Genomic DNA, 14,304 nt, shown 5'->3' with positions numbered 1-14,304 from the left:
CTTTAAAAAGTGGATATCAATCTCGTCGTCACTCGTAACTTGCAACTGTTTGTTCGACTAGCTCAACTGCCTTGTGAATCGATTGAATCCTGTATGGAATGGAGAATCGGGCAACGGGTCGTTTTTTTAGAGGTCCGCCAGCAAAGAGTATTATTAACAACAGGACGTTTACAGGAATATGCAAACAATACTCAATTATTTGATTTACAAAAGCGTTGGCGTCTCGAACGTTTCCAAGGTATACCGCAACGTATCTATTTATTAAATGCAGGTGTTATGGTCAGCTGTTGTTTTGATTTTTCATCCAGGGCTGAGCTCTGGTATCAAATTTATTTACAGCAATATGTATTATTGCGATCTCTGCCAGGCACATGGTCATGAGAGGAGATAAAATAAAAAAAGCGCTGGCTTTACTGTTAGAGCGGCAAGATATTTTTTTAGCGGTCATGTTGCTTGTCGCCATCTTTATGATGATTTTGCCATTACCCACAGAATTGATCGATGTCTTGATTGCCGTCAATCTGGGGCTTTCTGCTATTTTACTGATGATTTCTATTTACATTCGGGATCCACTTGAATTTTCAGTATTCCCTTCTTTATTGCTGATCACCACTTTATATCGCCTTGCCTTAACCATCAGTACCAGCCGTTTAGTATTACTACAACATGATGCAGGCGAAATTGTTGAAGCTTTTGGACAATTTGTTGTGGGCGGTAATCTGACAGTAGGTCTGATTATCTTTAGCATTATTACTGTTGTTCAATTTATCGTCATCACAAAGGGCTCAGAACGGGTTGCTGAAGTGAGCGCCCGCTTTTCTTTGGATGGAATGCCCGGTAAACAAATGAGTATTGATGGTGATTTACGATCAGGATCTATCGATTCGGCTGAAGCGGGGAGACAAAGAGAACGAGTTCAAAAAGAAAGTCGCTTGTTTGGTGCGATGGATGGTGCGATGAAATTCGTTAAAGGAGACGCAATTGCAAGTATCATCGTGATTTTGGTCAATATTATTGGTGGCATTTCGGTTGGGGTTTTTCAACACCAGATGTCTGCGAGCGAGGCATTACAAACTTATGCGGTTCTCTCTGTCGGGGATGGTTTGGCCTCTCAAATCCCTTCCCTCCTGATTTCAATCACTGCCGGGATTGTGGTAACACGAGTACCAGGGAAAGAAAGAAAAAGTCTTGCAAATGAATTAGCTAATCAAGTGGGCAGGCAACCTGAAGCTTTATGGATGGCCGGAGGTATTTTGCTCGTATTTGCATTGATCCCAGGTTTTCCTTTTTTCGTTTTTGCTTTGTTGGCTTCTCTTGTTGCCAGCCCCGCTTTTCTTGTTTATCGCAAAAAAAAGAAGCTCGGCCAATCTGAATCTATGGGTTTGAATGCCGACGGGGAACCTCAAAATGAAATGAAGCCAGGGGCTGTGCCTTTACTGCTACATTGTGCGCCCAATTTAAACCGCTCTAATCTCAAAACGGAAATTGATTCACTGCGTTTACGTCTTTTTGAACACCTTGGCCTACCAGTCCCTGAGGTCGTTGTACATATCAATCAACAATTAGAAAAAAATGGTTTATCCATCAGCGTCTATCAGGAAAGAGTATTAGAATTGGTATTAGCAGAAAATGAATTGCTGATCGAACGGCCTCACGCCGAATTAACAGTACGCCATCAAAATTTAAGCCGACGTATGGGCGAGCTGTATTGGATATCTTCTGACCAAAAATCACAGGCAATAAGCTTGAAGATCACTTTTTTTGAAGGGGACGAACGCATTATTCAATGCTTGAATTATGTGTTTGAGCGCCATTCTTCTGAATTTATCGGTGTACAGGAAACTCGTTATTTAATGGATGCTATGGAAAAAAATTATGCGGAACTGATAAAAGAGTTGCAGCGTCAAATGCCGGTGAACAAAATTTCAAATATTTTGCAAAAACTGGTACAGGAAAACATTTCTATCCGCGATCTGCGAACCATTTTTGGCGCAATAGTGGAATGGGCACCTAAAGAAAAAGACAATGTGATGTTGACCGAATATGTCCGTATTGCGCTTAGGCGTCATATCTGCCAACGTTTTAGCCACAGTAAAAATTATTTGACCGTATTTCGTGTAGGGGAAGGGCTAGAAAATATTATTCGTCGTTCTATTCGTCAGACTTCTGCAGGCGCTTATTCAGAGCTCAATGCAAAAAAATCCACTCTCATTTTAAATAAAATTAAAAAATCCATTGAAAATAAAACGGATATTTTATTACTAACCAGCATCGATGTACGCCACTACTTGCGTAAAATGATTGAACATGATCTCTTTTCATTACCTGTCTTATCTTTTCAGGAAATAGGCGATGAAATGCCGATTAAAGTAGAAGGCATGGTCGAATTCATTGGAGAAGAGTTAAATGAGTTTGAATAAAATTCATTTGCCAGATGTCTCACCAGTGAGTGAGCGCCTGAAAAAAAAACTGGCTTTTACGATCCCTGTACCCAGTGGCGCTGTTTATAGAGGACCGATACTGGATGTTGGACGCACCTTAATCAAGGTGAGTTTACCTGGCGTCAGAATGGGTGAACTCTGCCGAATAGAGCCGAATCGAATTTTAGCAGAAGTCGTTTCTATTGAACAAAAAACAGCGCTTTTATCCCCTTTTTCATCCTGTGATGGCCTTTATGCAGGTCAATGGGTTTCTCCTTTAAAATATTCTCATCAAGTCCCTGTCAGCATGTCCTTAATGGGGCGTATTCTCAATGGATTAGGTCATCCCATCGATGATGGTCCTGGCTTGGGTTACCATTGGCGTTCATTAGACAACGCCCCTCCTGATCCTCTGAAGCGTAAACCCATTACAGACCAACTTGTCACAGGTATTCGATCATTAGACGCGATATTATCTTGCGGAGAAGGTCAAAGAATCGGGATTTTTGCAGCAGCAGGGGTAGGAAAAAGTACTTTACTTGGGATGCTGTGCGATGGCAGTGATGCTGATGTGATGGTATTGGCACTGATTGGAGAACGGGGCCGAGAAGTTCGCGAATTTTTAGAGCAAGTACTTACCCCTAAAGCCCGACAGCGTACCGTTGTGGTCGTGGCCACCTCAGATCGACCTGCTTTAGAACGCTTAAAAGGGATTTATACGGCCACCACCATTGCTGAATATTTTCGGGATTGTGGTAAAAAAGTCGTATTAATGGTGGATTCTCTCACGCGTTATGCCAGAGCCGCGAGAGAAATTGGTTTAGCCGCTGGCGAGCCACCCGCTGCTGGCAGTTTCCCTCCAAGTGTATTTGCTCAAATGCCGCGTTTACTTGAACGAACAGGAAACAGCGATCTTGGAAGCATTACCGCATTTTATACCGTACTGGTAGAAGGTGATGACATGAATGAACCTGTTGCTGACGAAGTGCGTTCTCTGCTAGATGGGCACATTATATTATCCAGAAAATTAGCCGGAGCGGGTCATTACCCTGCGATTGACATTGCGGCCAGTGTGAGTCGAATTATGCCACAAATAGCCTCTTCCTGGCACTTGGAAATGGCGCAAAAATTGCGATTCATATTGGCGCGTTATGAAGAAATTGAATTATTGGTACGAGTGGGAGAATATCAAAAAGGGCAGGATTTAGAAGCAGATGATGCCTTAAAACGATACCCAGCTGTTTGTAACTTTTTGAAGCAGAAAGGAGGTGAGCATTGGGCATTAGAAAAAACATTAAAAATGCTCGAACAAACAGTGATCTCGTGACCTTGGTTCGTCTATTAAATCTAAAAAAAAATAGAGAACAAACTTTACGTCGCTGTATTTCTGGAAGCATCAAAACACAGGAAAATTTAAAATGGCAAACTGAAGGTTGCCGCATCAAGCGTGAACAAATATGTGAACAATTAAAAAAATTGACACATTGGCAGGGTGTTTTAGAGGCTAACGAATTTGCTGAACACAAGGAATTGTTTCACTCATTTTATGAGCAAGAGCGTGAACAGTTATCAAAAAGAAATGAATTTTTGATGCAATTGAAACAGGTTGAAAAAAAACTTCAAGAACTTCAGCTTTTGTTAAAACTCAATTTAATAAAACAAGAAAAATTACGGATACTTATTAAAGATGAATCGAATTCATATTGAAGGTGCCATTCCCTTACCTCCACCAGAAAAGGCACGTCGTCAATCAAAAGACGGACAAGATCACGAACAAAAGAAAAAGCATTTTCAACATTTATTGCAGCCCCCCTCTCCTTCAACTCAATTAAAAGAAGATCTGAACCCCTCGCTTTCTCCTTTAAGAGAAAAATGGGCAGATTATCATATTGTATCGGGAGTACTTACGGGTACCGTGATCAGAGTCAGTTTTGCTCAAAAAGGCTTTGTCGTCAGATTAACCTGTCCTGGCGATATAATAAAAAAACGAGTGCTAGGATTAAGTAAACGTTGGGAGAGGGAATTAGTACGTATCGGCATACCCTGTTTTTTGGAGGTCAGTGATGCTACTACAAGTCCTCCCTGAATTTAAAGCATTAAGCGCTTTAGTAGGAAATGGCCGGAAAAAAGAAGAAGTGACCGTCAACATGAGAGTGATGGAAGGCCCAGGGATTTATTTTTCAGTGATGTTAAACGAATTACCCTGTGGCCTTTGGTTATCCGAGCAACAGTGGTCATCCTGGTTAGAATCCATCATTTCTGTTGCCTCTCCAGATTGCTTGCACCCTGATTTGTTGATGGGTATCTCCGATTGGACTTTATCTTATTTGCCTAACTTATTTCCTAAAATGACATTGGGCCATGATATCCCTCGTCCAGCCAGTTTAATAAAACAATGGGCTGTTGTTTGTAATTACAACATAAATCAACAGGAATTTGGTTTTGTGCTGCTAAATTGGTCTGCTCATTTTTTGCTTGAAACCTTGGCAGATTGGCATTCTGTTGATAAGGAAAAAGAGTTTTATGATAAAAATAATGATAAATTACAGTATGAATGCGGACTAGTCGCAGGATGGTGTCGCTTATCTGTATCTCAGTTGAAACATATTCAAGTGGAGGATGGCTTAAGGTTACTGGCCTGTGCCGAACTGGATCAAAGCTGTTGCTGGATGTGGCCAGAGCAGGGTTCCCAATTTTATATCAGCTTAAACGAAGGCAAAACTGTGACGATAAAAGACATCAATGACAATATTGACACTTTTTTGGAGTTAGATTCCGATACAGAGTCAAATGACTTTTCTTATAAAGCGCCTTCTGATGAAGACGCTCCGGATGCATCATCACCTGATGTTATTCCTGAATTTGAAGAAGAGCCAAAAAAAATCTCTTTAAATGAATTCACACAGACTTTGGTGATGGAAATTGGTCGCATTAACATACCAATCCAGGATCTGAATCAACTTTTTGTTGGAAAAACGTTAAATTGTAAAACGAGCTTTTATGGGGAAGTGATGATCCGTTTAAACGGCCGCAAGATAGGATCCGGTAATTTATTGAACTGCGATGGGGAATTGATTGTTCGCATTGAGCAGTGGTTATTGGATAAATAGGGTTAGAAGTTTGTCAATTCATCTGTCTCAATGGCATTTATAAAAAATGCCTTTTAAAAATAAATCCTCCCCAAAATATCGTGCTCCCCTGAACTAAATCCCAATTTTATTATCAGTAAGTTGATTAAGTTTGATGTCAATTAAATGATATCGATACTGTTTAATGTGTACCGCTCAATACTTTAGCAGGATCTAATTTGCTGGCTCGACGTGCTGGATACCAGCTGGCCATTAAACTGAGTAATAATGAAGTCATAAATACGTAAAATACGTCAAACCAATGCAGCTCAACGGGAAAGAAATTGATAAAATAAATATCCCCAGACAAAAATGAATAACCCATCCATTTTTCCAGTAAGTGCATAATTTCAGTTAATTTTAGTGATAGCAGCACACCAAGAAATACTCCACTGATACTACCGATCAAACCTGTCCATAAACCATAAAAAATAAAAATGGTTTGTATGAGTTTATCTTGAGCTCCTAATGTACGTAATATAGCAATATCATTTTTTTTATCTTTTACCACCATGATGAGAGTCGAAACGATATTAAAACTGGACACACTCATCACTAATACCATCGCGATATACATGATGCTTCGAATCATTTGAATGTCATGATACATATAACCATAGGTAGAGATCCAACTACTAAAATTGACATCACTTTTTGTCGCTTGAGCTGCTTTATGAGTGATATGATCTGCATTAAAAATATCCTTTATTTTTATTTTAATACCACTGATTTTATCACCCATTTCTAAATATTGTTGTGCATCTGACAAGGGAATGATAGCCAGATTATGGTCTAATTGACCACTGAGCTGAAATACGCCTATCACTTGTAGATGTATCCGCTTTGGTTTTAATAATCTGATTTGAGTATTTATGTTAGGGATCAGGATGGTTAGCCATGACCCCACTTTGACACCGAGAGTGTTTGCTAAGCCTTGACCTAAAATAATTTGTTTCTGGCTGGCTTTAAATTTTTGCCAAGCATGATTAAGAACGAAATCGGGTAAAGCACTAATGCTGTGTTCCCTTTTTAGAGAAACGCCATTGATCTGCACTGCTCGAATTTTTGTTTCATTTTCTATTAAGCCCGTAAAATCAATGTAAGGAGCCGCTGAAATAATGCCTTTTATTTTTTCTACACGATTTAAAATAAGAGGCCAATCATAAATAGACAAATCAAGAAAATGAATTTGTCCATGTGGTACCACTGCAAGCACCCTGTTTTTTAATTCTCTTTCAAAACCATTCATTGTACTAAGACTAATAATGAGCACTGCAACTCCTAGCGCAATCGAAAAAATCGAAATTAAAGATAGCAGAGATACCATCCCTCCTTTTCGCCGATCACGATTGAAACGCCAAGCGATTAACCATGCTCTGGCAAATAGGAATGTCATTCTTACCGTGCCTCGGATAACGATAAAATCGGATGCAAATGGCCATCAGTCATTTCCAATTGTTGATTTAGGCGTTTTGCATATTTTAAATCATGGGTCACCACCAGAAAGGTCGTGCCTTGATTTATGTTTATTTGACTTAATAGATTAAAGACGGCTTCTGCATTTTGTTGATCTAGATTACCGGTCGGTTCATCCGCAAGTACTAAAGAAGGTGTATTGACTAACGCACGAGCAATAGCGACTCTCTGGCGTTCCCCACCAGAAAGTTGGGAAGGGCGATGTTGATGACGATTATCGAGGCCGACTAATTCAAGCATCTTCAACGCTTTTTGTTTGGCTGTTCGTGCTTTTTCTCCAGCAATCAACAAAGGCATGGAGACATTTTCTAGAGCAGTAAAATCTGGAAGAAGGTGGTGGAATTGGTAAATGAACCCTAAATGACGATTACGTAACTTTGCTTTTTTTGAAGTAGAAAGATGATTTATCAGGTTACCTTGAAAAAAAATTTCACCAGAGCTTGGTGAATCAAGCCCTCCCAATAAATGTAACAATGTGCTTTTCCCAGAACCAGAGCTTCCAACAATGGCCATCATTTGGCCGGCTTGAAGCGTAAATGTAATATTTTTCAACACATTTGCATGCAATTTTCCTTCTCGGTAAGTTTTACACAGTTTTTCACAGTGCAACAATGGAGGAGCATTTTTATTCATAGCGTAATGCCTCAGCAGGTTGAAAGTTAGCTGCACGCCAAGAAGGATAGAGAGTAGATAAGAGCGCCATGAATATAGCAGACAGACTAATAATAAACACCTGCATAGGATCAATGCTAACAGGTAAGGATTCCCCTGCTATTAATAAACCTAAAATAGGAAGCAATTTTTCTAATTGACCTGTTAATATTATTCCTAATAATGCCCCTAAAACACTGCCAACAATCCCAGATGTTGACCCTTGCACTATAAACATGGCCATAATTTGGCGCCGAGTAAAACCTTGAGTTTGTAAAATAGCGACTTCCCGTTGTTTATCCATCACTAGCAACCCTAATGAAGTCATAATATTAAAGGCTGCCACAATGATGATAAGACTTAACAATAGACCCATCATATTTTTTTCCATTTGCATTGCTTGAAAAAGTGCGCCTTTGCGTTCACGCCAATCTTTCCATACTGTGCCATCCGGTAGTTTTTGCTTGCTTAATGAGGCGACCTTAAGAGGTTGAGTCAAGAATAAACGCCAACCTGTAATATCCCCTAAGGGATAACGCATTAAGCGCGAGGCATCTTGCTGGTTCACAAAAAATTGATCAGCATCGACTTCACTATTTGCAGAGAAAACGCCAACTAGGGTAAATAGGCGTTGACTCAGCATACCTCCCATAGGAGTAAGCTGGCGGACGCTAGGCACAATTAAACGAACGGTATCACCGGATTGAATCCCGAGTTGCTGAGCTAATTTAGCACCCATGATGATGCGGTATTGGCCTGCTTGAAGTAGATTTTGATGAACATTAATAAAATATTTTGAAAGAGGTTCGTATTGTTCTGGATTAATCCCCAGCATGACACCAGCACTGATATTTTGTGCACTCTGTATGACAACATCACTAGTGGTAATAGGTGCAATATGCTTGATGCCTTTTAAATTCTGTAATTTGGAGGCAGGTATTTTTTGAGGATCAATCACATTTTCAGGAGTTGTAATTAATGCATGAGGCATAAGCCCTAAAACATTATTTTGCAAGTCTCGTTCAAATCCATTCATCACAGATAAAACCACAATCATTGACATGACTCCAAGCATAATCCCGATGCTAGAGAGCGATGAAACTAAACGACCGAACCGGTCAGAACGCCTTCCATAAATATAACGTAAGCCAATAAAGAGCGTGACAGGCTGATACATGCAAATTGAGATCCTGTTGCTAAAGTAAAGTGTTCGAGGATAATAAAGGGTCCAACTATTTTATGGAACCACTCATATTTATATTTGCGAGCCTTATCGCATAATTTATGATCTGGTTTTCTTTTATTACATTTGTATGTTGACCGATTATGTTAAATAAAATGATCTCTCAAAAAGACCGTTATAAATTACCCACTGCGCCTTCTGATGTAAGACAATTAGGTCAATTAACAGGTTCTGCATGTGTGTTAGAGTGTGCTGAAATCATTGAGCGTCATTTGGGGCTCGCCATCCTGATAACCCCAGATAGGCAAACTGGGCTGCAGTTAGAATATGAACTTCAAGCATTTATCTCTCATCCCATTTCCATTTTGCCTGATTGGGAAACTTTGCCCTACGATCATTTTTCCCCTCATCAATCGATTATTTCTGATCGGTTAGCTTGTTTATATCAGCTGCCAAGTCGAGATCGTGGCGCGATTATTATTCCCATAAACACTTTTATGCAGCGAATTTGTCCTTATTCTTTTTTGCATCGTCACGCCGTGTTTTTAAAAAAAAACCAACGTTTGTCCCTTGATCTATTGCGTGTTCAACTCGATAAGGCAGGTTATCGTTCTGTACATCAGGTGATGGAACATGGTGAATTTGCTATTCGTGGCGGATTGCTCGATTTATATCCTATGGGGAGTGAAGAACCCTATCGAATTGATTTTTTTGATAATGAAATAGAGAGTTTGAGAGTGTTCGACGTCGATACACAGCGCACTTTATCTGAAATTGAACAAATTAATTTGTTGCCTGCTCATGAGTTTCCTATTGATAAAACAGCCATTGAATCGTTTCGTAGTCAGTGGCGAGAGCAATTTGAGATACGTCGTGATCCAGAACATATCTACCAACAAGTCAGCAAAAATATTTTGCCTGCAGGCATTGAATATTGGCAGCCGCTTTTTTTTAATGAGCCCCTGGATACTTTATTTGATTATTTATCCGCTGATGTTTTGTTGATGAATATAGGTGATATACAGGCCGCAGCGGAAGGTTTTTGGAAAGATATTCATCAACGTTATGAGCATCGACGCATTGATCCCATGCGCCCGTTATTGGCGCCTGATAAATTATGGTTAAATGTACCAGAGCTTTTTAGCGGACTAAAAGCCTGGCCTCGTATTCAATTAAGAACTGAGACGCTACCTAATAAATCCGCAAATACCAATTTACCTTATGAGCCATTGCCAGAGCTGGCTGTGCAACGATCGCAAAAAAATCCTTTGATGCATTTATCTGATTTTATAAAACGCTTTAAGGGCATTGTGGTGTTTTCAGTGGAAACTGAAGGCCGTCAAGAAACACTCCGAGATCTCTTAAAGCCGATGGAAATCAATCCAGTTTTGATTTCTTCATTAGATGAAGCCATTCAACATGGGCATTATTTGATGCCAGGAGCCATGGAACGCGGTTTTATCGATACTCAGCGGCTTCGGGCTTTTATTTGTGAAAGTGATTTGTTGGGTGAGCGAGTTAATCGTAGGCACCAAGACAATCGACGGATCATTAATACGGATGTTTTAATACGTAACTTGATGGAGCTTCGCTCTGGCCAGCCTGTTGTACACCTCGAACACGGAGTGGGTCGTTATCTTGGCCTGATAAACTTAGAAACAGGTGGTATTCAAGCCGAATATTTAATTTTAGGTTATGCGAATGAAGATAAACTTTATGTTCCGGTTTCTTCTTTAAATGTCATCACGCGTTATTCAGGTTCTTCAGACGAAAATGCGCCTTTACATAAATTAGGAGGGGATGCCTGGACAAAAGCATGTAAAAAAACACTCGAAAAAGTACGGGATGTGGCCGCAGAGCTTTTAGGTATTTATTCTCAGCGAGCCGCAAAACCCGGGTTTTCATTTAAGAAAGACTCTGAACAATATCAGTTGTTTTGCGAAAGCTTTCCTTTTGAGACCACCCCAGATCAAGAACAGGCTATTCATGCTGTATTAAATGATATGTCTCAGCCATTAGCGATGGATAGACTTGTTTGTGGAGATGTCGGTTTTGGAAAAACGGAAGTGGCGATGAGAGCCGCTTTTTTAGCGGTCATCAATCATAAACAAGTAGCCGTTTTAGTGCCAACCACTTTGCTTGCTCAGCAACATTTTGATAATTTTCGCGATCGTTTTGCTCATTGGCCGATTCAAATAGAAATGCTTTCACGGTTTCGAACCGCCAAAGAACAAAAACAGATCTTGCAACAAGTGGCGGAAGGAAAGTTAGATATCCTTATAGGAACGCATAAATTGTTGAAAAATGATTTGTGCTGGAAAGATCTGGGTTTGTTGATCGTAGATGAGGAGCATCGTTTTGGTGTACGCCATAAAGAGCGAATAAAAGCAATCCGAACAGATGTTGATATCTTGACCCTAACGGCAACGCCGATTCCTCGTACACTGAATATGGCAATGAGTGGCATGCGAGATTTATCTATTATTGCTACTCCTCCTGCTCGGCGTCTTTCCGTAAAAACGTTTGTAAGAGAATATGACTCGTTTCTAATCAAGGAAGCGATATTGCGTGAAATTTTAAGAGGCGGTCAAGTTTACTATCTTTATAATGAGGTTGAAACCATTGAAAAAACTTATGAAACCTTAAAAAAATTGGTGCCTGAAGCACGAATTACCTTGGCTCACGGACAAATGCGAGAACGGGATCTAGAACGTGTGATGAACGATTTTCATCATCAGCGCTTCAACCTGTTGGTTTGTACCACGATTATTGAGACCGGTATCGATATTGCAAATGCGAATACCATTATTATCGAAAAAGCAAACCATTTTGGTCTTGCACAACTTCATCAATTGCGTGGTCGAGTTGGGCGTTCCCATCATCAGGCTTATGCTTATTTACTGACGCCTCCCCCAAAGGCCATAACAAATGATGCAAAAAAACGTTTGGAGGTCATTACCTCGTTAGAAGATTTAGGTTCTGGATTTGCTTTGGCCACCCACGATCTTGAAATTCGTGGTGCTGGAGAATTATTGGGAGAAAACCAAAGTGGTCAAATAAATGCAGTGGGGTTTTCTCTTTATATGGAAATGCTAGAAAATGCAGTAGAGGCTTTTAAAAAAGGCAAAGATCCTTCATTGGAAGCATTTATTCGTCCTCAATCTGAAATTGAAATGCACCTTCCAACGCTCCTGCCTGAAAATTTTATTCCTGATGTTAATATTCGTTTGTCTTTTTATAAAAGAATTGCAAATGCGAATAATCATGTTGAATTAAATGAGCTCAAGATTGAATTGATTGATCGTTTTGGTTTACTGCCAGATGAAGTGCAGTATCTCTTAAAAACGGCTTATTTCCGACAGAAATCAGAAAAATTAGGCATTAAGCGAATTGAAAGTCATGAAAAAGGAGGATTTTTAACTTTTAGAGACGATCATCAAGTCAATCCTGCTTATTTAATTGGTTTATTACAAAAAAACTCAACAATTTATCGTTTAGAAGGCTCCAGCAAATTGAAATTTATTCTCGACTTAAAGAATAAAAACGAGCGTCTTAAATTTATTGAAGATCTGTTATCATCTTTAGAAGATCATAGATTGATAACAGCTTGAATTAATTGAAGAGATAAATAGATTATCTTTTGAAAAAATTGTATGATGAAGCGCGAAATTTTTCGCAGATTTGTATTTTTCTGCTATCAAATATCAATTTTTAATTGAAACAGCATGATAAAGAAAAGTATATTTTCATTACCTCTCTATTCAAAACTCCAGCAAGGGCTGTCTATTCAAAGTCTTAGAGTGTCATGTTAAAAACTGTGAAGACAGAAGTCACGGTTCCCGATCAGTTTTGAAGAGGTTTTTAAGGAGATTAAAAATGACACAAACAGTATTATTTCAGGGAAAAGAAACCAGGGTTTCAGGAAAATTTCTTGAACCAGGTAATAAGGCCCCTTCTTTCAAACTGGTTGGAAAAAATTTATCAGAACATTCACTCAGTGATTTTGCAGGAAAGAATAAGATCCTGAATATTTTTCCAAGCATTGATACGGGGGTATGTGCTGCTTCAGTACGTCGATTTAATGAATCAGCGGCGGAACTCCGCAATACTGTTGTTCTCTGTATTTCTGCTGATCTTCCTTTTGCTCAATCTCGATTTTGTGGTGCTGAAAATTTAAACAATGTCATTACCCTGTCTGCTTTTCGCGATAACAGTTTTAAGCACGCTTATGGCGTCGACATATCCGAAGGGATGTTAAAGGGATTAACGGCAAGGGCTGTATTAGTGCTCAATCAGCAAGATGAAATTGTTTATAGTGAGCTGGTGAGCGAAATGACTACTGAGCCTAATTACGAAGCTGCTTTGGATGCGTTAAAAAAACTGTAACATTTCATCCGCTCTCTGCAGTAGAAAATTGAAAACATGGGAAACAAGATAGCAGACAAATAGACAAAAGAGATGATTTGTGAATGAGGGCTCTTGTGCATCAAAATTGAAAAGATCCCATCATTTTTAGCTATGATCACAGTTGTCTGCTCTATCTGTGAAGAGCTTAAGAAAAGAAAAATACAAAGTTCACTCTGAGATTCAACGTTTTTTGGCAGGATAAAAAATATCAAAAGCTGTCTTTACGTTTTTGATTAATCGGAACTGACTTTTTTTTCGTTTCTCAGTGGCTTATTTTAAAGTATTTTTATTTAGTTTAATCCGTGGGAAGATCTTGTTTGTAAAGCAAAACTATTCTCTTCTTTATCTGTAGTAATTTTAGTCTCTTTAAAATGAGGAACCAATCGAGCTTGCTCCTTACGATAATTAGATGCCTCAGAAAAATTATGTTTTACTTTCATACAATCTGAAAACACGTTCGTTACTTTTTCAAAGTTTTCTTTAGTCGCTGGAACATCAACATTCAAATCTCCTGTTGATACTTTATGTGCAGTTTTTATAAGGCCAGTGAACAAACCCGTTAACATATTTGATAAAATTGGTGCTGGATATTCTTCAGGGTCACTTTTACCAAAACGACCATTTTTAGCGTACTGACAATATGTACTTGCGGTATCCAAGAATTCAGAGATGTTTTCTAAATAACTTTTATTTGAACTTGTTTCACTGCTGCTTGCACGAAGTGTGGGTGGTGTATTTTTAGAGGATGTATTTGTTATCTCTTTAAAGGTTGCAGGGAGATTTTATTTATTATGAAAAACTTTTTGATCTATAAGACTGATTTGTGGCATTTCGGTTTTCTTAGAGTAGTTTATTGATGGTAGAGGAATATAATTTCCTCTTATGATTAAAATTTACCGTCATTTTCTATGAAAATAGGTAAAAATGTAAATAAATTGTTTTATAAAATATTAAATAAGTATCAATATTTCAATTGAGTGTTTATATAAAGCCACGTTAACTTACTTGAATAAGGTATTTTACTTACTTTTGTACTTTT

General features: G+C 38.9%; 12 protein-coding genes. 8 read left to right on the top strand and 4 right to left on the bottom strand.

Features of this window, described 5'->3' with window-relative positions; genetic code table 11:
- Window positions 1-9 precede the first annotated feature (9 nt).
- From HDEF_RS00770 to HDEF_RS00745, 6 genes are read left to right on the top strand one after another with little or no spacing between them, the layout of a single operon-like run.
- Window positions 10-381, top strand: coding sequence for a type III secretion system apparatus protein (locus tag HDEF_RS00770; protein WP_012737868.1), 372 nt, complete (start codon window positions 10-12; stop codon window positions 379-381).
- The gene (locus HDEF_RS00765) at window positions 378-2,420 is read left to right on the top strand and encodes an EscV/YscV/HrcV family type III secretion system export apparatus protein (RefSeq protein ID WP_407078889.1); all 2,043 of its coding nucleotides are present in this window, start codon (window positions 378-380) and stop codon (window positions 2,418-2,420) included. Before HDEF_RS00770 ends, HDEF_RS00765 begins: the two co-directional genes overlap by 4 nt.
- Entirely contained in the window at window positions 2,407-3,747 is a 1,341-nt protein-coding gene (locus HDEF_RS00760; protein ID WP_012737866.1) for an EscN/YscN/HrcN family type III secretion system ATPase, read from the top strand. The genes HDEF_RS00765 and HDEF_RS00760 overlap by 14 nt, the downstream gene beginning before the upstream one ends.
- Window positions 3,696-4,127: a type III secretion system apparatus protein gene (locus HDEF_RS00755; protein WP_048901542.1), complete on the top strand. Its 432-nt coding sequence runs from the start codon at window positions 3,696-3,698 to the stop codon at window positions 4,125-4,127. Before HDEF_RS00760 ends, HDEF_RS00755 begins: the two co-directional genes overlap by 52 nt.
- Window positions 4,108-4,506 carry a hypothetical protein gene (locus HDEF_RS00750; protein WP_012737864.1) on the top strand — a complete coding sequence of 133 codons (399 nt, stop codon included), beginning with the start codon at window positions 4,108-4,110 and terminating at the stop codon, window positions 4,504-4,506. The genes HDEF_RS00755 and HDEF_RS00750 overlap by 20 nt, the downstream gene beginning before the upstream one ends.
- Window positions 4,484-5,530 carry a YscQ/HrcQ family type III secretion apparatus protein gene (locus HDEF_RS00745; protein ID WP_044612220.1) on the top strand — a complete coding sequence of 349 codons (1,047 nt, stop codon included), beginning with the start codon at window positions 4,484-4,486 and terminating at the stop codon, window positions 5,528-5,530. The genes HDEF_RS00750 and HDEF_RS00745 overlap by 23 nt, the downstream gene beginning before the upstream one ends.
- Before the next feature lie 160 nt (window positions 5,531-5,690).
- Here the strand turns inward: HDEF_RS00745 and lolE are convergent, their stop codons facing one another.
- From lolE to lolC, 3 genes are read right to left on the bottom strand one after another with little or no spacing between them, the layout of a single operon-like run.
- Entirely contained in the window at window positions 5,691-6,944 is a 1,254-nt protein-coding gene (gene lolE / locus HDEF_RS00740; RefSeq protein WP_012737862.1) for a lipoprotein-releasing ABC transporter permease subunit LolE, read from the bottom strand.
- A gap of 2 nt (window positions 6,945-6,946) precedes the next feature.
- Window positions 6,947-7,657, bottom strand: a complete 711-nt coding sequence (lolD, locus tag HDEF_RS00735; RefSeq protein WP_012737861.1) for a lipoprotein-releasing ABC transporter ATP-binding protein LolD — start codon at window positions 7,655-7,657, stop codon at window positions 6,947-6,949.
- Window positions 7,650-8,852, bottom strand: a complete 1,203-nt coding sequence (lolC, locus tag HDEF_RS00730; RefSeq protein WP_012737860.1) for a lipoprotein-releasing ABC transporter permease subunit LolC — start codon at window positions 8,850-8,852, stop codon at window positions 7,650-7,652. The genes lolD and lolC overlap by 8 nt, the downstream gene beginning before the upstream one ends.
- 164 nt (window positions 8,853-9,016) lie before the next feature.
- On the opposite strand from lolC, the gene mfd reads away from it, so the two are divergent.
- The gene (gene mfd / locus HDEF_RS00725) at window positions 9,017-12,469 is read left to right on the top strand and encodes a transcription-repair coupling factor (RefSeq protein WP_044612425.1); all 3,453 of its coding nucleotides are present in this window, start codon (window positions 9,017-9,019) and stop codon (window positions 12,467-12,469) included.
- A gap of 265 nt (window positions 12,470-12,734) precedes the next feature.
- Window positions 12,735-13,244 (top strand): thiol peroxidase, encoded by a 510-nt coding sequence (tpx, locus tag HDEF_RS00720; protein ID WP_012737858.1) that lies wholly within the window; start codon window positions 12,735-12,737, stop codon window positions 13,242-13,244.
- Between the two features lie 311 nt (window positions 13,245-13,555).
- Here tpx and HDEF_RS00715 read toward each other — a convergent pair whose 3' ends face one another.
- Window positions 13,556-13,924, bottom strand: coding sequence for a hypothetical protein (locus HDEF_RS00715; protein ID WP_095033783.1), 369 nt, complete (start codon window positions 13,922-13,924; stop codon window positions 13,556-13,558).
- Window positions 13,925-14,304: the final 380 nt, after the last annotated feature.

Origin of the sequence: Candidatus Hamiltonella defensa 5AT (Acyrthosiphon pisum) (assembly GCF_000021705.1) — a bacterium.
Lineage (GTDB): Bacteria > Pseudomonadota > Gammaproteobacteria > Enterobacterales > Enterobacteriaceae > Hamiltonella > Hamiltonella defendens.
Note: the sequence above shows the minus strand (reverse complement) of the source record. Positions and strands in the feature narration are given on the sequence as shown.

Bases quoted from the DNA above. Each gene is read 5' to 3' on its own strand.
- lolE (WP_012737862.1), bottom strand. From the start codon at position 6,944: ATGACATTCCTATTTGCCAGAGCATGGTTAATCGCTTGGCGTTTCAAT.
- HDEF_RS00750 (WP_012737864.1), top strand. From the start codon at position 4,108: ATGAATCGAATTCATATTGAAGGTGCCATTCCCTTACCTCCACCAGAA.
- lolC (WP_012737860.1), bottom strand. From the start codon at position 8,852: ATGTATCAGCCTGTCACGCTCTTTATTGGCTTACGTTATATTTATGGA.
- HDEF_RS00765 (WP_407078889.1), top strand. From the start codon at position 378: ATGAGAGGAGATAAAATAAAAAAAGCGCTGGCTTTACTGTTAGAGCGG.
- tpx (WP_012737858.1), top strand. From the start codon at position 12,735: ATGACACAAACAGTATTATTTCAGGGAAAAGAAACCAGGGTTTCAGGA.
- HDEF_RS00760 (WP_012737866.1), top strand. From the start codon at position 2,407: ATGAGTTTGAATAAAATTCATTTGCCAGATGTCTCACCAGTGAGTGAG.
- HDEF_RS00745 (WP_044612220.1), top strand. From the start codon at position 4,484: ATGCTACTACAAGTCCTCCCTGAATTTAAAGCATTAAGCGCTTTAGTA.
- lolD (WP_012737861.1), bottom strand. From the start codon at position 7,657: ATGAATAAAAATGCTCCTCCATTGTTGCACTGTGAAAAACTGTGTAAA.